This window comes from Pseudomonas sp. Ant30-3, assembly GCF_000690905.1.
In the GTDB taxonomy this organism is placed as follows: Bacteria; Pseudomonadota; Gammaproteobacteria; order Pseudomonadales; family Pseudomonadaceae; genus Aquipseudomonas.
In genome coordinates this window covers 31032-52205 of sequence record NZ_JMCL01000059.1, presented here as the reverse complement: position 1 = coordinate 52205, position 21174 = coordinate 31032, and the positions used below count along the sequence as shown (strand labels likewise).

Annotated in this window: 17 protein-coding genes; 12 read left to right on the top strand and 5 right to left on the bottom strand. The window is 58.8% G+C overall.

What is annotated here, in order from left to right; translation table 11 throughout:
- Positions 1-272 precede the first annotated feature (272 nt).
- Positions 273-2474 (bottom strand): hypothetical protein, encoded by a 2202-nt coding sequence (locus tag DU29_RS0115380; RefSeq protein WP_028622458.1) that lies wholly within the window; start codon positions 2472-2474, stop codon positions 273-275.
- A gap of 195 nt (positions 2475-2669) precedes the next feature.
- Between DU29_RS0115380 and DU29_RS1000000131560 the strand changes: the two genes are divergently transcribed.
- A complete protein-coding gene (locus DU29_RS1000000131560) occupies positions 2670-3566 on the top strand; it encodes an NAD(P)-dependent oxidoreductase (RefSeq protein WP_081832495.1) in 897 nt (298 codons plus the stop codon).
- On the opposite strand, the gene DU29_RS0115375 is transcribed toward DU29_RS1000000131560, so the two are convergent.
- On the bottom strand, positions 3457-5739 hold the full coding sequence (locus tag DU29_RS0115375; RefSeq protein ID WP_028622457.1) for a putative bifunctional diguanylate cyclase/phosphodiesterase: 2283 nt from the start codon (positions 5737-5739) through the stop codon (positions 3457-3459). The two genes, DU29_RS1000000131560 and DU29_RS0115375, sit on opposite strands and share 110 nt — an antisense overlap.
- A 282-nt stretch (positions 5740-6021) precedes the next feature.
- On the opposite strand from DU29_RS0115375, the gene DU29_RS0115370 reads away from it, so the two are divergent.
- Positions 6022-7371 (top strand): spinster family MFS transporter, encoded by a 1350-nt coding sequence (locus tag DU29_RS0115370; RefSeq protein WP_028622456.1) that lies wholly within the window; start codon positions 6022-6024, stop codon positions 7369-7371.
- Between the two features lie 181 nt (positions 7372-7552).
- On the opposite strand, the gene rapA is transcribed toward DU29_RS0115370, so the two are convergent.
- Entirely contained in the window at positions 7553-10399 is a 2847-nt protein-coding gene (gene rapA / locus DU29_RS0115365; protein WP_028622455.1) for an RNA polymerase-associated protein RapA, read from the bottom strand.
- 217 nt (positions 10400-10616) lie between these two features.
- Between rapA and DU29_RS0115360 the strand changes: the two genes are divergently transcribed.
- From DU29_RS0115360 to ccoM, 3 genes are all read left to right on the top strand, one after another.
- Positions 10617-10958, top strand: coding sequence for a hypothetical protein (locus DU29_RS0115360; protein WP_028622454.1), 342 nt, complete (start codon positions 10617-10619; stop codon positions 10956-10958).
- 72 nt (positions 10959-11030) lie between these two features.
- Positions 11031-11192, top strand: coding sequence for a hypothetical protein (locus DU29_RS1000000133005; protein ID WP_177326965.1), 162 nt, complete (start codon positions 11031-11033; stop codon positions 11190-11192).
- 143 nt (positions 11193-11335) lie between these two features.
- On the top strand, positions 11336-11449 hold the full coding sequence (gene ccoM, locus DU29_RS1000000133585) for a cytochrome c oxidase subunit CcoM (protein ID WP_028622453.1): 114 nt from the start codon (positions 11336-11338) through the stop codon (positions 11447-11449).
- Between the two features lie 248 nt (positions 11450-11697).
- Here ccoM and DU29_RS0115345 read toward each other — a convergent pair whose 3' ends face one another.
- Both DU29_RS0115345 and DU29_RS0115340 read right to left on the bottom strand, forming a co-directional pair.
- Positions 11698-13173 (bottom strand): inorganic phosphate transporter, encoded by a 1476-nt coding sequence (locus tag DU29_RS0115345; protein WP_028622452.1) that lies wholly within the window; start codon positions 13171-13173, stop codon positions 11698-11700.
- Positions 13174-13548: 375 nt separating this feature from the next.
- Positions 13549-13749 (bottom strand): hypothetical protein, encoded by a 201-nt coding sequence (locus tag DU29_RS0115340; RefSeq protein ID WP_007935837.1) that lies wholly within the window; start codon positions 13747-13749, stop codon positions 13549-13551.
- A gap of 608 nt (positions 13750-14357) precedes the next feature.
- On the opposite strand from DU29_RS0115340, the gene pcaR reads away from it, so the two are divergent.
- From pcaR to pcaG, 7 genes are all read left to right on the top strand, one after another.
- The gene (gene pcaR / locus DU29_RS0115335; protein WP_028622451.1) at positions 14358-15200 is read left to right on the top strand and encodes a pca regulon transcriptional regulator PcaR; all 843 of its coding nucleotides are present in this window, start codon (positions 14358-14360) and stop codon (positions 15198-15200) included.
- A 127-nt stretch (positions 15201-15327) separates the two neighbouring features.
- On the top strand, positions 15328-16674 hold the full coding sequence (locus DU29_RS0115330; protein WP_028622450.1) for an MFS transporter: 1347 nt from the start codon (positions 15328-15330) through the stop codon (positions 16672-16674).
- Between the two features lie 289 nt (positions 16675-16963).
- Positions 16964-17821, top strand: a complete 858-nt coding sequence (locus DU29_RS0115325; protein ID WP_028622449.1) for a CoA transferase subunit A — start codon at positions 16964-16966, stop codon at positions 17819-17821.
- Positions 17821-18600 carry a CoA-transferase subunit beta gene (locus tag DU29_RS0115320; protein WP_028622448.1) on the top strand — a complete coding sequence of 260 codons (780 nt, stop codon included), beginning with the start codon at positions 17821-17823 and terminating at the stop codon, positions 18598-18600. The genes DU29_RS0115325 and DU29_RS0115320 overlap by 1 nt, the downstream gene beginning before the upstream one ends.
- Entirely contained in the window at positions 18597-19802 is a 1206-nt protein-coding gene (gene pcaF / locus DU29_RS0115315) for a 3-oxoadipyl-CoA thiolase (protein WP_177326964.1), read from the top strand. Before DU29_RS0115320 ends, pcaF begins: the two co-directional genes overlap by 4 nt.
- 36 nt (positions 19803-19838) lie before the next feature.
- On the top strand, positions 19839-20543 hold the full coding sequence (gene pcaH / locus DU29_RS0115310) for a protocatechuate 3,4-dioxygenase subunit beta (RefSeq protein WP_028622446.1): 705 nt from the start codon (positions 19839-19841) through the stop codon (positions 20541-20543).
- Between the two features lies 1 nt (position 20544).
- On the top strand, positions 20545-21111 hold the full coding sequence (gene pcaG / locus DU29_RS0115305) for a protocatechuate 3,4-dioxygenase subunit alpha (RefSeq protein WP_028622445.1): 567 nt from the start codon (positions 20545-20547) through the stop codon (positions 21109-21111).
- Positions 21112-21174: the final 63 nt, after the last annotated feature.

The following is a 21174-nucleotide window of genomic DNA, read 5'->3' as shown; positions in this document are numbered from 1 at the left end:
GGTTTGTCGTAAGAAGTGTGTAGCCGAGTAGCGTGATGGCACGTTGCCGTGGAGAAAGGCCACAGGCCCGATTGGCATAACGGTGACGTAAACGTAACGGGCACAGTTGATGAGGTAACCGATAGGCTGCTTAATTGTTTCTGGATATTAAGTTTATGTTGTATGCATTGTCCCCATCGCGAGCAGGCTCGCTCCCACATTGGATCGCCTTCTTTCCAAAGCAATGCGATCCTTGTGGGAGCGAGCCTGCTCGCGATGGGGGCAACACTAGTTCAAGCCGAAAACGTCTTGCCCGTATGGTTATTCAACGAAATAACCTTGGTCTTGCCAATGCGATGACGGTAAATCTCGCGCAGGTATTTGATTGATTTCTTCACGCAATCTCGCGACAGGCGAATGTCGTTGATCGAGACAAACTTGTCCTTGTCGTTGATCAACTCGCGGTACTTCTTCTCGTACATCGGCTTGATCGCATACCAGTTGGTGTCGAGAATCTTCGCCGGGTTTTCAAACTCGTTGAGTAGTTCATCGATCCGGTCTTCGTCGAAGTCTTCATTGATGATGAAGTCGAGGATCGAGTTGTCCAGCGTGTCATCGAAGCGGTACGGCGTTTTCGCGAAGCAGCGCTTGATGAACGCCACGATCAACGTCAGGAAATCGTCCGACAGGCAAGGGCTTTTGGCAATCAACGTGGTCAGCGACAAGTTGGCCGACGCGCCGATCACCAGCGCATAACGCTTGAGCGTAGTGTTCGGGAACAGGCTGTTGAGGTGCGTCTTCAACCGGTTCAGGTCCATGTAGGACAGCTTGTAATCTTTGGGCAGCGAAACGATCGACACCACCGACGAGCAGTTCTTGAAAAAGTGCAGGTCGTGCAGCGCGGCCGCGTCATAGCCGGAATTCTTGTATTGCTCCAGCGAGGCGCGATAACGCTTGGATTCAATCGGCAACAGGCTGATGCCTTCGATTGCCTGAGTCACTTTGTTGAAGTGCGGCAAATCGATCGAGCGGAAGAACAGGTCATCGATGTTCAGGCGCTGCGGCTCTTTCTCGAAGACTTTGAACTTGTCATTGCTCGGCGGCGGGGTTTCCGGCACGACGGACTCGGCGTAGGCAATCGCCACTGGTCCGGCCAGACTCATGAACAGGTCATTGGCGTCGAGGCGGATGGTTTCGCCGATGTCGATGCCGGCGCGACGGAAATAGTTCTGGTCGTAGTCAGTCGTGACTGCCTGCGCTGTCAGAATGTTGAAAATCTGTTGTGAGATGTATTGGTTGGCGTGCTTTTCCATCGCGTTGACGTCGATGTTCTGGATGTTGCCGTCATCGCTTTCTTCGGCGTACCGCATGATGTCGTTAGAGATCAGCATCATCGCGTTCCACGGGCGGATACGGCCCATGACGCTGGCTTCGCTGCTGTCTTCGTTGGCGAAGTTGTAGGAGAAGTCCCACTCTTCCGACAAGTATTTACACAGCAGGCGTCCAGCGTTGATGTGCAGCGCCTCGGACATTTCGCTGCGGTGATCGGAGATGTTCGGCAGCACGCAGATGCCGCTGGTGAAGATCGGTTCGAAGACGAAGGAATGGCCGCTCTTGCCGTCGTGTTCATCCATCGGTTTGGTGTCGAACGTTTTGTTCATGTACGAATGTTGCTGGGCCAGGCCAAACTCCGAAGCCATGCCCGAACCGGTACCGCCGCCTGCACTGAAAATCGAGAAATACAGGCGCGACTGGTTGGCCTTGATCCCGCAGCTGTCGATCAGGTACGAGTGAATCATCTTCCAGTCCGGGCTGGAAAAACGCTGGGTGTCCTTGTTCAGGATGATCTTCGCCAGGTACTGGCCGAGGATCGGTGCGTTGCCGGCGCCACCCGCGTGGACTTCCGACAAGTCCATGATTTTCATCTTGCTGTAGTCGCGCAGAAAACCGCTTTTTTCGCCCTTGCGCGAGAAACGAATGCGCCCGGCGATGTCCTTGTCAAGGTCGCCGAGCATCACCAGTGGTTCCACCAGAAACACCGGTTTGGCAGCCTTGTTCGAACCCAGGCGCAAGTTGTTGCGAATCCACTGGGCCGGGCTGTAGCCTTTTTCGGCGTAATGTTTGTCTGCCGAAGAGCGGTCTTCGTTGTTGAATTCGTTGAGGTAGAACTTGCGGGCGTTGTACACCAGTTCGGCGACGTCCAGCGCAATGTTCGAACCGCAGCGACCCAGGCCGATCAAGCACACCGACGGGAATTCCTGAGCACTGTGCTGCTCGCTGTCGCCTTCCAGATGGGCCGGGCGCGGGAACACCATATCGCGCAGCCCGTCGAGGTTGTCGAGGATGCGGTCGGTGTTGGTTTCGGTGAAGTACAGGTATTGCTGGCTGGCCAACGGTCGCGCCTGGCTCGCCGGTTTCGGAGATGAGGGGCTGTTCGCCGCAGGGCTGAGAGTCAGGTCGGGTATCGCGGTGGCCGGATTATTTTTGGAGGTCATTGTGCGCCATGTACCTGGACTGGGAGGCCGGCGACCTGTGTCGTCGAACCATCACGGATAGGGTCTCGCGTCTGTTTTCAGCGAGTGTTTGGCCCAAGCGTCAGGGCCTGAGCCTGGATGCCACTTGGGGGAATCCTTTCCTTGGTCTCGATGAATCGGCCACTATTCAGCGATCTTTAATCAAAAGGAGGCGAAATGATGTCAACCATACCTTCGTTGGGATTTGCCGGAATCGGTCTGATGGGCCTGCCGATGTGCCAGCGTTTATTGGCTGCGGGCTATCCGTTGACGGTGTGGAACCGCAACCCGGACAAATGCGCACCCTTGGTTGAAGCGGGCGCACGGCAAGTCGCCACGCCGGTCGAGCTGTGTCAGCACGCCGAGGTGGTGATGTTGTGCCTGGCGGACACCGCGGTGGTGCGTGAGGTGGTATTCGGTTCGGGTGGGGTTGCCGAAGGTGCGAAAAGCGGCCAGTTACTCGTGGATTTTTCTAGCCTTGAGCCGACTGCCACGCGGGAAATGTCCGCGCAGCTCGTCACTCAAACCGGCATGAGCTGGCTTGATGCGCCGGTGTCTGGCGGGGTGGTCGGCGCCGAGGCGGGGAGCCTGGCGATCATGGTCGGTGGCGATGCGGCCGATCTTGAGCGTGTGAAACCGGCGTTACTGGCACTCGGTCAGCGCGTCACGCACATGGGTGGCGTCGGCGCGGGCCAGGTGACCAAGGCCTGCAATCAGATGATCGTTGCCTGCAATGCGTTGGTGATTGCGGAAGTGGTGGCCTTGGCCGAACGTTCCGGCGTTGAAGCCGGGCTGATCGCCGAAGCGCTGGCAGGTGGCTTTGCCGATTCAAAAACCCTGCAGATCCTCGCTCCGCAAATGGCACGCAGTCAGTTCGAACCGGTGAAATGGCATGTGCGAACCTTGCTCAAGGACCTCGATAGCGCAGTAAAATTTTCCCGTGAACAAGGTTCGGCTACACCAATCAGCGGATTGGCCGCACAACTGATGCGCCTGCATGGAGGCCAGGGCTTTTTGCAAAAGGACCCGTCAACGTTAGTGCAGCTGTACCGCCAGCCAGACTCAACAGACTGACCGCCCGGAAGGGTTTGCGCTGATCGATGTCGGTCAGTGCCGAGTGTAATTCCGCCAGCGGCACGGGTCGGCTGAGCAGGTAGCCCTGAACGAAATCGCAGCCGTTACGCTCGAGAAACTCGAACTGCTCGATCGTTTCGACACCTTCCGTGACAACTCTCAGATTGAGGGTGTGGGCCATGGCGATAATCGCCTGGACGATTTCCATGTCCTGAGTCGCTCCGGGAATGTCTTGAATGAACGAGCGATCAATCTTCAGCGTGTTCAACGGCAGGCGTTTGAGGTAAGCCAGGGATGAGTAACCGGTGCCGAAGTCGTCGATCGACAACGACACGCCAAGGGCGCGAATCTGCCGCAACAACACCAGCGTGTTGGCAATGTTGCCCATCAATGCGTTTTCAGTGACCTCCAGCTCCAGGCGGTGCGGCGGCATGCCGGTGCGCCGCAATGCCTGCTCGATTTCATCGGTCAGTTCTTCCCGAGCCAGGCTCAGGGGCGAACAGTTGACGGCGATGATCAGATCGTCGCGGCCCTGACGCGACAGTTGCGCAAGGTCTTCACAGGCTTGGCGAAGTACCCAATTGTCCAGTTCGGCAATCAGGCCATTGGCCTCAGCGATGTTAATGAAACGGTCCGGCATCAGCAGCCCGTGAACCGGGTGCTGCCAGCGAACCAGTGCTTCGAGTTTGCTGACCCGCGCGGTTTCCAGGTCGTAGATCGGTTGGTAGCAGAGCATCAGCCCGCTGTTTTCACGCAGGGCATGGCGCAGTTCTTCTTCCAGTTGCAGCTCCAGCGTGGCGCGGGTTTTCAGGTGGGCGCTGAAGAAATTCAAACCGTTTCGACCACTGCCTTTGGATTGATAGAGCGCCAGATCGGCGTGCTTCAGCAGTTCCTCGCAGGTATTGCCGTCTTCTGGAAACAGGCTGATGCCGATGCTGGTGGTCATGACCATGCGCCGCCCGGCCAACTCGATCGGCTCCTTCAGGTTCGACATGATGCGCTGCGCCAGGTGGCGCGCTTCTTCAGGCTCGTGCAAGCCGATCAGCAGGCAGAATTCGTCGCCGCCGAAACGCGCCACCACATCCTCCTGACTGCGCACCGAAGCCTTGATGTGGCCGGCGATGACCTTGAGCAGTTCATCGCCAGCGTCATGCCCGAGGCTGTCGTTGATCCGCTTGAAGTGGTCGATGTCGAGAAACATCACCGCCAGTCTGCCGCCGTCGCGGGTTTTTTCGCTGAGTTTCTCGGCAAAAATCTGATTGAAACCGCGGCGGTTGAAGAGGTTGGTGAGGGCGTCGTAATGCGCCACCTGTTGCAGTGACAAGCGCGCCTGGTCGAGTTGGCCGAGCAGGGTATTGACCCGCTGCAGATCGCGCTCCTTGTGCTGAAGCTTTTTATCCGCCAGTGCCGCGCTGATGCTGCTGCCGATAATCAGCAGCGTCATCGTCGCCACCGTCAGCGCCAGTTGCAGGTGATTGTTGTCGCCGGGCAGTGTCTGTGCACTGTCGGTCGGCAGCACCAGACTGAGCGCGGCCATACCGGTGAAGTGCATGCTGATGATGCCGGCCCCGAGAATCAGGCTGGCGCTGTACTTCAACAATTGGTGAAAGAGGCCGCTGCCGTTGCGTAAATGACTCGACAGCAGCAGCGCCGCAAGGCTGGCACCGATGGCAATCGCAATAGAGAGCGCAAACAACCCGGGTTGGTAATAGGCCTGCGCATTCGAGCGCATTGCCGCCATGCCCACGTAATGCATCGCAGCAATGCCCAGCCCGATGCACACGGCCGCCTGAACGTATTGCCACAGGTTGAGATCGGGGTCACTGAGCGTGTGCATTGCCAGCCATGAAGCGAGCAACGCAATCAACAGTGAGAGCAGAGTGACAGGCATTTCGTAGTGGATTTCAATGGGCGCCTGGAATGCCAGCATGCCGATAAAATGCATGGCCCAGATGCCGCCTGCCAGGCATGCCGCGCCGACGCCACGCCAGAGCCACTGGGAGGTGGGCTTGTCCGTATGCCGCAGCCGTTCGGCCATGTCCAGCGTGGCAAAGCCTCCCGCGCACGCCACCAGATAGGCCAATAGCACGAGAGAATAGTCGTGTGTGCAATTGAGTATTACCTGCCCGTCGATCGGTAGCTCGGTAATAAAATGAAAACCAAGCCACTCCATAGCATGCCCGTCCATCATTCTGTTTAGCGCCGTAACACCGGGCGATTTCTTGGGAGTATAGGAAGAGTGCAAGCAATAGTGGCACTTTGGTGTCATTTTTTTTTGGAATGAGGGTTAGCGCGTTACGAAATTAAAAAGCTACGTGGCCCCTGCGACGCGCCATGGTTGGATATCAGCTTTACGAATAATTACAGACAGCGTGCACGAGCGTGACTAGATTGCATGCTCCGGGCTCGGATGCATTGGCAGTGAAGCCCCAATAACAATAAACGAGACGGACCCATGCAGAACTCGACCCAAGCGGCGAATGCCTGGCGCATTCTGTTCCTGCTGTTCCTGGCCAACCTGTTCAACTTTTTCGACCGCACCATCCCGGCCATCATCATCGAGCCGATTCGCATGGAATGGTCCCTCAGTGATTTTCAGCTGGGGATCATCGGCACGGCATTCACCATCGTTTATGCGATCGCCGGCCTGCCCCTGGGGCGCATGGCCGATACCGGCTCGCGCGCCAAACTCATGGGCTGGGGCCTGGCGGCCTGGAGCGGGCTGACGGCGGTCAACGGACTGGTCGGCAGTTTCTGGACGTTCCTGATCGTGCGCATGGGCATCGGCATCGGCGAAGCCAGTTACGCACCGGCCGCCAACTCGCTGATCGGCGATCTGTTCCCGGCTCACCGCCGCGCGAGGGCGATGGGCATCTTCATGCTCGGTCTGCCATTGGGCCTGTTGCTGGCGTTCTTCACCATCGGCTGGATGGTCAAGGTGTTCGACAGCTGGCGCGCACCTTTCTTCATCGCTGCGGTGCCAGGGCTGATCCTGGCCGTCTTCATGTTCTTCATCAAAGAACCCAAGCGCGGCGCTGCGGAAGCGGTGCAGGTGTCGCAAGAGCGTGTCGACCGGCCGATCCGCCGTGTGCTCGCGGTGCCGACGTTCCTCTGGCTGGTGATGGCGGGGTTGTGCTTCAACTTCGCCACCTACGCTTGCAACTCGTTTCTGGTGCCGATGCTGCAGCGCTATTTTCTGATGCCTTTGCATGAAGCGGCAGTGGCCACCGGCATCATCGTCGGCGTGACCGGGCTGTTCGGCCTGACCTTGGGTGGCTGGGTCGCGGACAAGATTCATCAGCGAGTTGCCAATGGGCGGCTGCTGTTCGCCGCGTTTAGCCTGATCATCTCGACCGTCTGCACCGCTTGGGCACTGCATGCCGGGCGCATTGAAATCGGCCTGTTTGTCGGTGTGTTCAGTCTGGGCTGGTTATTCGCTTACAACTTCTACACCTGCGTTTACACCGCTATTCAAGACGTGGTCGAACCGCGCCTGCGGGCCACGGCCGTGGCATTGTTCTTCGCCGGGCTGTATTTGCTGGGCGGTGGTTTGGGTCCGGTGGTGGTGGGTGCTTTGTCCGATCACTTCGCTCACACGGCGATGCTGGCTGCAGGCGCCGGGCAGATGACCGAAGCGTTCAAGGCCGTGGGCTTGCACGACGCGATGTACCTGATTCCGGTGGCGCTGCTGCTGACCATGGTGTTTCTGTTCATGGCATCGCGCACTTTTGTGCGCGATGCCCAGCGGATGAAGGATGGGATGGTGGCGGTGGTTGAGCCTGCAGGTTCAGCGGCGACGGCTTAATCGTCATCGCGAGCAGGCTCACTCCCACAGATTCAGTGTTGTTCACAAACTTTGTGTTCGACTCGGACACTGTAGGAGTGAGCCTGCTCGCGATCAGGCCCTCAAGAACAGCACAAAACAGACAGATAAAAAAAGGCCCGCATCGCTGCGGGCCTTCTTTTTTACCGGTGGAGCAGGGCGTTTAACCCGCGACCAACACCCGAATCGCTTCCAGTCGCAACGCCGCTTTGTCTAGCATCGCCAGACCTTGCTCGCGTTGTTGGCGCAGGGCCACCAGCTCGCTGTCGCGCACCGTCGGGTTGACGGCTTGCAACGCGGTCAGGCGCGCCAGTTCTTCATCGGTGTCGGCAGCCAGACGACGCTGTGCTTCAGCGACACGTTCGGCGTGACGCGGGAAGATTTTCTCTTCACCGGCATTGATCCGCGGCGTCAGCTGGTCGCGCTGAGCCTGGATGAACTTGTTGGCGCTGGCACGCGGCACGCTTTCGAGCTGATCGTTCAGCGTCTCGAAGGCTACCCGCGCCGACAGGTCGTTGCCGTTGGCATCCAGCAGGCAACGCAGTGCAGCCGGCGGCAGATAACGACCCAGTTGCAACGACCGCGGTGCAACCACTTCACTGACGTAAAGCAGTTCGAGCAACACGGTGCCGGGCTTCAGCGCCTTGTTCTTGATCAGCGCTACGGCGGTGTTGCCCATCGAGCCGGACAGGACCAGGTCCATGCCGCCCTGAACCATCGGGTGCTCCCAAGTGATGAATTGCATGTCTTCGCGAGACAGCGCCTGATTGCGGTCGTAGGTGATGGTCACGCCTTCGTCGTCACCCAGCGGGAAACTGGCGTCGAGCATTTTTTCGCTCGGCTTGAGGATCAGCGCATTTTCCGAATGGTCTTCGCTGTCGATACCGAACGCGTCAAACAGGGTTTCCATGTAGATCGGCAGGGCAAACTGGTCGTCTTGCTCAAGAATGTCCTCGACCAGCGCATCGCCCTCGCCAGCGCCGCCGGAGTTGAGCTCCAGCAAACGGTCGCGTCCGGTGTGCAGTTCGGCTTCCAAGCGCACGCGTTCGTCGCGGGCTTCATCGATCAGCGCTTGCCACTCGCCGTCATCGGCGTTTTCCAGCAGGGGCAGCAGGCGTGCACCGAACTGGTGTTGCAAGGCGTTGCCGGTCGGGCAGGTATTGAGGAAGGCATTCAACGCTTCGTGGTACCACTGGAACAGGCGCTCTTGCGGGCTGGTTTCCAGGTAAGGCACGTGCAGTTCGATGATGTGCTTCTGACCGATACGGTCGAGACGACCGATACGCTGTTCCAGCAGGTCGGGGTGCGACGGCAGATCGAACAGCACCAGGTGATGCGAGAACTGGAAGTTACGGCCTTCACTGCCGATTTCCGAACAGATCAGAACCTGTGCGCCAAATTCTTCGTCGGCGAAGTAAGCGGCAGCGCGGTCACGCTCAAGGATGTTCATGCCTTCATGGAACACCGTGGCCGGGATGCCGGAACGCACGCGCAGGGCGTCTTCCAGGTCCATGGCGGTTTCAGCGTGGGCACAGATCACCAGCACTTTGGTGCGTTTGAGCATTTTCAGCGTGTCGATCAGCCATTCGACGCGCGGGTCGAATTTCCACCAGCGTTCTTCTTCGCTGGCCTCCGGCTGGGCCTGGAAACTGACTTCCGGGTACAACTCGGCGTGCTCGCCCAGTGGCAGTTCGAGGTACTCGTCCGGGCATGGCAGTGGGTAGGGGTGCAGTTTGCGTTCCGGAAAACCCTGCACCGCCGCGCGAGTGTTGCGAAACAACACGCGGCCAGTGCCGTGACGGTCCAGCAACTCACGCACCAGACGCGCGCTGGCTTCGGTGTCGCCATCGTTGACGGCGGTCAGCAGCGCCTCGCCTTCATTACCGAGGAAACCGTGGATAGTCTTGTGCGCTTCGGGGGACAGACGTCCCTTGTCCATCAGCTCCTGAACGGCTTCGGCCACCGGGCGATAGTTTTCGCTCTCGGCGCGGAAGGCGTGCAGGTCATGGAAACGATTGGGATCGAGCAGGCGCAGACGCGCGAAGTGGCTGTCCTGACCGAGCTGTTCCGGGGTCGCGGTGAGCAGCAAAACACCCGGAATCACTTCAGCGAGCTGTTCGACCAGCGAATATTCCTTGCTGGCCTTTTCTTCGTGCCAGACAAGGTGGTGGGCTTCGTCGACGACCATCAGGTCCCAACCGGCGGCGAACAGCGCGTCTTGCGCCTTCTCGTCGTCGACCAGCCACTCCAGCGCAACCAGGGCGAGTTGAGTGTCTTCAAACGGGTTGGTGGCATCGCTTTCGATGAAGCGTTCTTCGTCGAACAGCGCAACCTGCAGGTTGAAGCGTCGGCGCATCTCGACCAGCCACTGGTGCTGGAGGTTTTCCGGAACCAGAATCAGCACGCGGCTGGCACGGCCCGAGAGCAATTGACGGTGGATCATCAGGCCAGCTTCGATGGTCTTGCCCAGACCCACTTCGTCCGCCAGCAACACCCGCGGTGCAATGCGGTCGGCGACTTCACGGGCAATGTGCAATTGGTGCGCGATCGGTTGCGCACGCACGCCGCCCAGTCCCCAAAGCGAAGACTGCAATTGGCGGCTGGTGTGTTCCAGCGTGTGGTAGCGCAGCGAAAACCAGGCCAGGGGGTCGATCTGTCCGGCGAACAGGCGATCGCTGGCCAGACGGAACTGAATGAAGTTGGACAGTTGGGTTTCGGGCAGCGTAACGACTTCGTTCTGTGCGTTGAGGCCGTGGTAGACCAGCAGGCCATCGACGTCGTCGACTTCTTGGACCGTCAGCTTCCAGCCTTCGAAATGCGTGATCGAGTCGCCCGGCGAAAACCGGACACGGGTGAGTGGCGCGTTCCGTAGCGCGTACTGGCGAGTGTCGCCAGTGGCCGGATAGAGCACGGTCAACAAGCGGCCGTCCTGTGCCAGAACGGTGCCCAAACCCAGCTCGGCTTCGCTGTCACTGATCCAGCGTTGCCCCGGTTGATACTGCTGCGCCATGCTGCCTGACTCCCACCTTGAAAAAGCGGGCTATCTTAACGGAATGCTGGCTTGAGGGCCAAAGGACTCTCATAAAAACTGACGTGTTTACGATAGTTGAACAATGCAAGTGGCGTCGATCGGGCACCAATGAGTGCCAATCAGGTCACAGTTTGCGACCGATGGCTCAAGTCGCCATCCGCGCAGCCGACAGACTGCTGACAGGAGACTAATCATTATGTTGCCACCCATGCTCCCTTTGAGCGCCGTGCCCATCACCTCACAAACGGATCCGGTGCGCCAGCGCCCCGAGATTCCGCCCGTTGTGCCGGTGCAGGAAAGCTCCAGCGAAAGCACCATCGACCTGCAGCAACGGGACGCGGAAGAAGCGGCTTACCAACTGCGCGAGGAACAGCGGCGCAAGCAGGAGCGAGAGAAGCGTCGCCATGAAGCTGATGAAGATCCCGAACAACATCTGCCGATCCCCGGCCACGTGCTGAACGCTGACAACACGGTGCCGGTTGCGCCGCTGATCGATAACGAAGAGCGCCAGGGGCTTTGGGTTGATATACAGGTTTGAGCCAGTGACTGTTCAACGCTGTCGCCAGACCGCATTATTGTGACAAACCTGCCAAGCGACGCACCGAACGCCATGAGCCAAGACGACAAACTGATCGACCTCAACACCGAACGCGCAAAGCGTGTTCATGACCTCAACGACAAACGCCTGAACGAAGTGCGCCAGGCTTTTGAGCAGGCCATGCCGTTGGGTAAAGCCAGGAAAAAACCGAAGAACAAACCGAAAAAGCGTTAAATCGCCTGAATTGTTTGATGCAGGTCAGTTTTACCCCCTCCTTTACGCCCATTCTCGGGCGACATTGATCCCGGTCAATTTTCTCTCCTGCCTGATTGGTTAACTTAGCCCTATCGCAACAGGGCAAGTGCTGGAGGCCAGTCATGTTTTTCGACAACGTGGTGATCGCCGGAGTGCTGACCGTCAGCCTCATGGTTGTGTTTTTCGCAGGGTTTGGATTTTTTATCTGGAAAGATTCGCACAAGCGCAAGCCGTAGGTCTTTCTGGATGTAGTGAGCACGCAAGGCATTTTGGGCAACTTCGGTTGCCCTTTTTTTTTGTCCGCGATTTTGTGGGAGCCGAGCTTGCTCGCGATGAGGCCATTGCATTCAACATTTGCATTGACTGAAAGCCCGCTATCGCGAGCAAGCTCGGCTCCCACACGATGTGGTGTTCGTGGGATATCCATCAGCCACAAAAAAGGCGCGAACCTCACGGAACGCGCCTTCATCATTGCAGCAACGTATCAGCTGCCCAGCGCCTTCGACGCCAGCCAGAACAGGCCGGCCGATAGCGCCACGGTGGCCGGCAGGGTCAGGACCCAGGCCAGCAGGATGGTTCTCACGGTGCCGCCTTGCAGGCCGCTTTTGTTGGCGACCATGGTGCCGGCCACGCCCGACGACAGCACGTGAGTGGTGGACACCGGCAGGCTGAAGATGTTGGCCATGCCGATCAGGCTGGCGGTGGTGATCTGCGCCGACATGCCTTGGGAATAGGTCATGCCTTGCTTGCCGATTTTCTCGCCAATGGTCAGCACCACGCGTTTCCAGCCGACCATGGTGCCCAGGCCCAAGGCCAGTGCGACCGCCAGAATCACCCAGAACGGCGCGTATTCAGTGGTGGCTGTCAGGTCTTTGCGCAGCTTGTCCAGGTCAGCCTTTTCACGGGCTGCCAAGGTAGGCAGCTTGCCGACTTTCTTCGCGGTGTCGTCCAGGCAGAGCAGGTAGCGACGTACCTCAATGCGGCTGTCCGCAGGCAAAGAACGGTAGTCCGCGACACCTTTGAGGGTGTCCAGCAAAGCAGCGATGGTCGGTTCGGTCTGTTGCGGGTTGCAACGGAATTTCTCCGGCAGATCGCCTTCCACGCTTTTGCCAAGGGCCAGGTACTCGCCCAGGGTGTCGGCGTTACGCTTGTAGAACTGACTCAGGTGCAGGGTCGCATCGCGGGTCCGTTCGATCTGGTAAGTCGAGCTGCCCAGGTCCAGTACGAACTGCGCAGGGACGATACCGATCAGTACCAGCATGATCAGGCCGATACCTTTCTGACCGTCGTTGGAACCGTGCACGAAGCTCACCGCCATGGCCGAGATCACCAGTACCAGGCGATTCCAGAACGGTGGATGCTTTTTATCGTCGATCTTGCGGCGTTGTTCCGGCGTCTTGTGCATCTTCGACAGCGGACGCCACCATTTAAGGCCGATCAGAATCAGCGCAGCGACCAGGAAACCGGCCATCGGCGAGAATACGAGAGAGGCACCGATATCGATCGCCTTCTGCCAGTTCACGCCATCGGCCAACGGAATGTCGTTGATCAACGCGTTGGCCAGGCCGACGCCGAGGATCGAGCCGATCAGCGTGTGGGAGCTGGAGGCCGGGATACCGAAGTACCAGGTGCCCAGGTTCCAGGTGATGGCGGCGGCGAGCAGCGAGAACACCATGGCCAGTCCGTGACCGGTGTTCACATTGATCAGCAGTTCCACCGGCAGCAGGTGGACGATGGCATAGGCTACGCCAACACCGCCCAGCAGCACGCCGAGAAAGTTGAACACGCCGGAAAAGAATACTGCCAGATGTGGCGGCATGGCCTTGGTGTAAATAACGGTGGCCACCGCGTTAGCGGTGTCATGAAAGCCGTTGATGAACTCGAAGGCGAGGACAAAGGCGAGGGCGAGCAAGAGGCTCACAAGCACCCAAGCATCCAGTCCGCTGAATAAATCGATCATGAAGGTTTTCTGACCCGGTCGTAAGGGGGCGCGATTATGCCAGAAAAGTGTGAAAATCGATGCATTGAGTGCTCATCGGTAACATCCTTCAACGAATTAATTGGTCACGGCGCCCTATAACCCAGCGGTTCGGCGGGTTTGGCAAGTCGTTGAATTTATTTCAAAAGCAAACAGGCAGGAGCGTTTTGCTCGCGTTTGCAAGAAGCTTCGCAGCTTGTGAGAAATTTCTGAGAAGCGGGCCGGATATGAGTCATTCGCCTCATCCTATAGATGAGTTGGCCGCGGCCGCTCATGGCTGGCGCGGATGGCTCCGTCGCTGCTTCCCGCTTTTAGCGAGAGCAGTCGCCGACCCTTGGAGGAAGTCAGGCCGAGGCTTCAAGGCTCTTCGGCTTTGAGTTCCTTTTCCATCTTCTGCAATTCCTGGGTAAAAGCCTGATCCTGAACGGTGGCGCGTTTACGCCAGGGTTTGCGTTCCGGTTCGGGCTGTGCGGCGTAGGTGGTGACTTCCCCGCCGTAAACTTCCTTGTAACGTTGTTCCTGGCGCTCAAGTTCCGCGCGCAGTTCGTCTTTCGTCACAGTGCTACCTGATAGGTTGAGATTTAAATTCTGGTTATACGCGCTGCAACAAACGTATCGGTCGCATTCGCCAAAGGTCGACGCCGATAAAGACCTCGATCAGCAGTAATACGATCAAATACTTCCATGTTGCAGGCGCGGCCACGGCACCAGAGCAAACAGCTGACGTAGCATCAGTATCCTGTTTCAGCGCGCGCTGTGAAGCAGGTGAAAAGGGCAACAACGCGCGAGCTGAAGGCAACGGCGATGGACCATCGCGCTACCGGGCGGCACAACCGACAAATTAACCGGATGACCTGAATTGCATTATAGCGGCCGATTACGAGAACACTATCTCCAATCGGTTAAAAATGGATCTTGATGTGTGATTTGCTTCTTACTTGTAAGTTTCATCAAGCGATGACTTTCTGGCGTCATTAAGTCGGACAAACTTGGCTGTTAAATGGGGGCTTTTATCTGCGTTTCAAGCGTAGGCTGAAACTTGCTCGGCTTCTGCGCAAACGGCGATGTACCTCGACGCTCAAGGCAACGGCGATTTGCGATAATCGGGCGGGCGTTCGATAATCGCCCGACGTACCTGCTGTTGATTTTTTGATAAGGGTTCTGACATGAACGATCAGATGCGCAATTCCTTCGCTTCAGTGGCACCACCCATTGTCGCGTCGCCCGCCAAGCGTATTCAGGCCCTGACCGGTGATCCGGACTTCATGACGTCCCTGGCCCGCGGTCTTGCCGTGGTGCAAGCCTTTCAAGAGCGCAAGCGGCACCTGACCATTGCGCAGATCAGTCACCGCACGGAAATTCCCCGCGCTGCTGTGCGCCGTTGCCTACATACGCTGATCAAGCTTGGCTACGCGACCACCGACGGTCGTACTTATTCGCTATTACCCAAAGTACTGACGCTTGGCCATGCCTATCTGTCCTCGACGCCGCTGGCAGTTTCCGCACAACCGTACCTCGACCGCATGAGTGAGCAACTGCATGAGGCCTGCAACATGGCCACCCTCGAAGGCGATGACATTTTATACATCGCGCGCTCGGCGACTACTCAGCGCCTGATTTCGGTCGACCTGTCCGTGGGCGGCCGCCTGCCGGCTTATTGCACCTCGATGGGCAGGATTCTTCTCGCCGCGCTGGACGACACGTCTTTGCGCGAATACCTCGATCATGCCGATATGCAAGCCAAGACCAGCAGGACCTTGCACACGCCGCAAGCCTTGCTCGAATGCCTGCAGGAAGTGCGTCGGCAGGGTTGGTGCATTGTTGATCAGGAACTGGAGCAAGGCCTGCGTTCAATTGCCGTTCCGGTGTACGACGCTTCCGGGCAAGTGGTCGCGGCGCTGAATGTCAGTACCCATGCCGGTCGGGTCAGTCGCAATGAACTCGAACAGCGTTTCCTGCCTGGGCTGCTGGACGCGAGTCGCAACCTTAGTTCGCAGCTGTTCGCTTAAGCTGTTCGATAACCGCACAGACTTGCGTTTATCGAATTGACGGTCTTTCCCCATGATCACTAATGTCGCGGCAGCGTCAGCCTTGGCTGACACCGTCCCGACTGCGTTCTCGTGTGGAATAAGAATAATGAACCAGCCTCAGTCTGCTGTAGGAAACTGCCTCGACGTGCAGTCCTTCATCAATGCTCAACCCATTTCGCGCTACCAATGGCGGGTGGTGATTTTGTGTTTTCTGATTGTCTTCCTTGACGGCCTCGACACCGCAGCGATGGGCTTCATCGCCCCGGCGTTGTCCCAGGACTGGGGCATTGACCGCGCCAGCCTGGGCCCGGTAATGAGTGCCGCGCTAATCGGCATGGTCTTTGGTGCACTGGGCTCCGGCCCTTTGGCTGACCGCTTCGGACGAAAAATCGTACTGGTTGGCGCGGTCCTGTTGTTCGGCGCGTTCAGCCTCGCATCCGCGTATGCGACCAACGTCGATCAACTGCTGCTCTTGCGTTTTCTCACAGGCCTGGGCCTTGGCGCCGGCATGCCCAACGCCACCACATTGCTCTCGGAATACACCCCTGAGCGGAAAAAATCGCTGCTGGTGACCAGCATGTTCTGCGGCTTCAACCTGGGCATGGCCGCCGGCGGATTCATTTCGGCAAAGCTGATCCCTGCGTACGGCTGGCATAGCCTGATGCTGATTGGTGGGATTTTGCCGTTGATCCTCGCGGTCGTACTGCTGTTCTGGTTGCCGGAATCGGCGCGCTACCTTGTAGTCCGCAACCGTGGCACTGAGAAAGTGCGCAAAACTCTGTCGCCGATTGATCCAGTTGTCGTCGCCCAAGCGTCCAGCTTCAGCGTGCCGGAACAGACATCCGTGAAGGCGCGCAACGTCTTCGCCGTGATTTTCTCCGGCACTTACAGCGCCGGCACCTTGCTGTTGTGGCTGACCTATTTCATGGGCCTGGTGATTGTTTACCTGCTGACCAGTTGGCTGCCGACGCTGATGCGTGACAGCGGCGCGAGCATGGAGCAGTCAGCCTTTATTGGCGCGTTGTTCCAGTTCGGCGGTGTCCTGAGCGCAGTCGGTGTCGGCTGGGCGATGGACCGGTTCAACCCGCACAAGGTCATCGGCATTTTCTACCTGCTGGCAGGGGTGTTTGCCTACGCCGTGGGGCAGAGCCTGGGCAACATCACGTTGTTGGCCACTCTGGTGCTGGTGGCAGGGATGTGCGTCAACGGCGCGCAATCGGCAATGCCATCTCTGGCGGCGCGGTTTTATCCGACGCAGGGCAGGGCGACGGGTGTTTCGTGGATGCTCGGGATTGGCAGGTTCGGCGCGATCCTTGGGGCATGGATGGGCGCGACGTTGCTGGGATTGGGCTGGAATTTCGAACAGGTGCTGACCGCGTTGGTGATACCGGCGGCGTTGGCGACCACGGCCGTGGTGATAAAGGGCATGGTCAGTCATGCGGATGCGACCTGATCCAGCTCTGAAACAAATTGCGGAAAAGATCGCAGCCTTCGGCAGCTCCTACGGATGTGATCGTTCCCACGCGCGTGGGAGCGATCGGGTCGACTCGTCTGTAGGAGCGAGGCTTGCCCGCGAAGCTTTTTCTAATCATTAGCCAAGCAACAATATGTTCGATAAACGAACACTTAGTCGATTATCGGATTGTTTGGTGATTTTCATCAGCTTAACCTTCAGTCATTCCGGTGCTCAACCTCGCGCCTTTTTATCCACAGTCGGTTAATAAAAAACGGGAGCCTGCCCCATGGCTGAAATCATTTCGCTGCACGACGCGGTGAAGCAATTCGTCAACGATGGCGATACCGTCGCGCTCGAAGGCTTCACCCATTTGATTCCTACGGCCGCCGGGCATGAAATCATTCGTCAGGGCAAGAAAGATCTGACGCTGGTGCGCATGACGCCTGACCTGATCTACGACCAGTTGATCGGCGCCGGTTGTGCGCGCAAATTGATTTTTTCCTGGGGCGGCAATCCAGGCGTCGGTTCCCTGCACCGCCTGCGTGACGCCGTCGAGAAGCAGTGGCCGCATGCGCTGGAAATCGAAGAACACAGCCACGCCGACCTGGCCAACGCCTATGTGGCTGGCGCTTCCGGCCTCCCGTTCGCGGTGCTGCGTGCCTACGCCGGCTCGGACCTGCCGAAGGTCAACCCACTGATCAAGACGGTCACGTGTCCGTTCACCGGCGAAGTATTGGCCGCCGTGCCTTCGGTACGTCCGGACATCACCGTGATTCACGCACAAAAGGCCGACCGCAAAGGCAACGTGCTGCTGTGGGGCATTCTCGGCGTGCAGAAAGAGGCAGCGCTGGCGGCCAAGCGTTGCATCGTCACCGTCGAAGAAATCGTCGACGACCTCAACGCGCCGATGAACGCCTGCGTATTGCCGACCTGGGCCTTGAGCGCGGTCTGCCACGTTCCGGGCGGTGCACATCCTTCCTACGCGCACGGTTACACCGAACGTGACAACCGTTTCTATCAAGCCTGGGACCCGATTGCCCGCGACCGTGAAACGTTCACCGCGTGGATCAACGAGTACATCCATGGCTGCGCTGACTTCAGCGAGTTCCGGGCCAAGCTGGCTAACGCTTCGGAGGCGAAGTAATGACGTACACCACCAATGAAATGATGACCGTCGCCGCCGCTCGCCGTCTGAAAAACGGTTCCGTGTGCTTTGTCGGCATCGGCCTGCCGTCAAAAGCGGCCAACCTGGCCCGGCTGACGTCGTCGCCGGATGTAGTCCTGATCTACGAATCGGGTCCGATCGGTGCCAAGCCGAGCGTACTGCCGCTTTCGATTGGTGACGGTGAACTGGCCGAGACTGCCGACACTGTCGTTCCAACCGGTGAGATTTTTCGCTATTGGCTGCAGGGCGGCCGCATTGACGTCGGGTTCCTCGGTGCTGCGCAAGTTGACCGCTTCGGTAATATCAACACCACCGTCGTCGGCGATTATCACCAGCCGAAGGTACGTCTGCCAGGTGCCGGTGGCGCGCCGGAAATTGCCGGTTCGGCGAAAAGCGTGCTGATCATCCTCAAGCAATCGGCGCGCTCCTTTGTCGACAAACTCGACTTCATTACTTCGGTTGGGCACGGCGAGGGCGGCGATTCACGTCAGCGTCTGGGGCTGCCGGGGGCTGGCCCGGTTGGCATCATTACCGACCTGTGCATCATGGAACCGGAGGTTGATACTCATGAATTTGTGGTCACTGCTCTGCACCCGGGCGTGACCCGTGAGCAAGTAGTGGCAGCCACCGGTTGGGCGATCCGCTTTGCCGATCATGTTGAGCACACGGCAGAGCCGACCGAGGTTGAACTGAAGGCGCTAAGGGATCTGGAAGCCCGCACCGCCGCGGCCCATGGCCAAGCACCCGGAGAAGCGTGATGCGTGATGTGTATATCTGCGACGCGATTCGCACACCGATCGGCCGCTTCGGTGGCGGCCTGTCGGCAGTCCGCGCCGACGATCTTGCTGCGGTGCCGATCAAGGCATTGATGGAACGTAATCCCTCGGTCGACTGGAGCGCGGTGGACGAGGTATTCCTCGGCTGCGCCAACCAGGCCGGCGAAGACAACCGCAACGTTGCGCGCATGGCGTTGTTGCTGGCGGGCCTGCCGGAGACCATTCCCGGCGTGACCCTCAATCGCCTGTGCGCTTCGGGCATGGATGCCATCGGCACTGCGTTCCGCGCCATTGCCAGCGGCGAAATGGAGCTGACGATTGCCGGTGGCGTCGAGTCGATGTCCCGCGCGCCGTTCGTGATGGGCAAGGCGGATGCGGCGTTCTCGCGCAACATGAAGCTGGAAGACACCACCATCGGCTGGCGTTTCATCAACCCGCTGATGAAAGCGCAGTACGGCGTCGACGCAATGCCGCAGACTGCCGACAACGTTGCGGACGATTACCAAATATCCCGGGAAGATCAGGACGCTTTCGCTCTGCGCAGTCAGCAACGTACTGCCGCTGCGCAGGCTGCAGGATTTTTCGCTGAAGAAATCGTTGAAGTGCGGATTGCCCACAAGAAGGGTGAAACCGTGGTCAGCCAGGATGAGCATCCTCGCGCCGATACATCGCTGGAAACCCTGGCCAAGCTGAAACCGGTCAACGGCCCGGACAAAACCGTCACCGCTGGCAATGCATCGGGCGTCAACGACGGTGCCGCCGCGATGATTCTCGCCTCCGCCGAAGCGGTGAAAAAGCATGGTCTGACCGCCCGTGCGAAAGTGTTGGGCATGGCCAGCGCCGGTGTAGCGCCGCGGGTCATGGGCATCGGCCCGGTGCCGGCAGTGCGCAAACTGACCGAGCGCCTCGGTCTGGCGGTCAGCGATTTCGATGTGATCGAACTCAACGAAGCGTTTGCCAGCCAGGGTTTGGCGGTGCTGCGAGAACTGGGCCTGGCTGACGACGCGGCTCAGGTTAATCCGAACGGTGGCGCCATTGCCTTGGGCCATCCGCTGGGCATGAGCGGCGCGCGTCTGGTGCTGACGGCTCTGCATCAGCTGGAAAAAACCGGTGGCAAGAAAGGTCTGGCGACTATGTGCGTCGGCGTCGGTCAGGGTCTGGCCCTGGCGATCGAACGCGTCTGACGCGCAGCAGTGACAATAAGAACAGAGGAAAGCGAAATGACTGACAAGCCTGGTTATCGTCGCCCGCAAGAGGGCACCCAGCCGGAATACCTGCACCCGGCCTATCAATCCACCAATCGGCGTTCGCCGTCCAAGCCGTTGGTGTTTTTGCCACATTCGTTGTCGGAAATTACTGGCCCGACCATCGGCGCTGACCGTGTCGACGAGAAGGACAACGACCTGACCGCCCAGCATCAAGGCCAGCCGCAAGGCGAGCGAATCATCGTCCACGGCCGCGTGCTGGATGAAGACGGCCTGCCGGTGCCGGGAATTCTGGTGGAGATCTGGCAAGCCAATGCGGCCGGCCGCTACAACCATGACCGCGACCTGCATGATGCGCCACTCGATCCGAATTTCACCGGCACCGGCCGTACCGTGACCGACGCCGATGGCTGGTATCAATTCCAGACCATCAAGCCCGGCGCCTATCCGTGGGGCAACCACCACAACGCCTGGCGCCCGGCGCACATCCACTTCTCGTTGTTCGGGCCGAGCATTTTGACGCGCCTGGTCACGCAGATGTATTTCCCCGGCGATCCGTTACTGGCTTTCGACCCCATCTATAACTGCGTGCCGGACACCCGCGCCAAAGAACGTCTGATCGCCAGTTTCGACCTGGAAAAAACCGTCCCTTCCTACGCCCTCGGTTATCGCTGGGACATCGTCTTGCGCGGCCGCGATGCCACGCCGATGGAGAAATAAGATGACGCTGAACGCGACCACGTCCCACACCGTCGGGCCGTATTACCACATCGGCCTGACTTGGCTGAACCGCGAAGACCTGACCGTCGAACAAACCCTGGGCGAGCGCGTGGCGATCACCGGGCAAGTCGTCGACGGCAACGGCGATGTCGTCAACGATGCGATGCTCGAAATCTGGCAGGCCAACGCTGCCGGCAAATACGACCATCCCGAAGACGACCAGGACAAACCGCTGGACCCGAACTTTGAAGGTTTCGGCCGGGTGCCGGTGGACGCCGAAGGGCGCTTCCGATTCACCACGATCAAACCGGGCACCGTGCAAGGCCTGAAGGGCACGACCCAGGCGCCGCATCTGGTGGTGTTGGTGTTTGCGCGCGGGCTGGTCAAGCACTTGCTGACGCGGATCTACTTCGATGGCGAAACGGCGAATGTCGACGACCCGCTGCTGGAGTGTGTACCGGCCGAACGTCGCCAGACGTTGCTGGCGAAGCAGGATGCGTCCGGTGTTTACCAGTGGAATGTGATTCTGCAGGGCGCTGACGCCGAGACGGTGTTTTTTGATTATTGAGTGAGCACCGTATCTGTGGCGACAAGCTTTTGTGGCGAGGGGGCTTGCCCCCGTTTCGGCTGC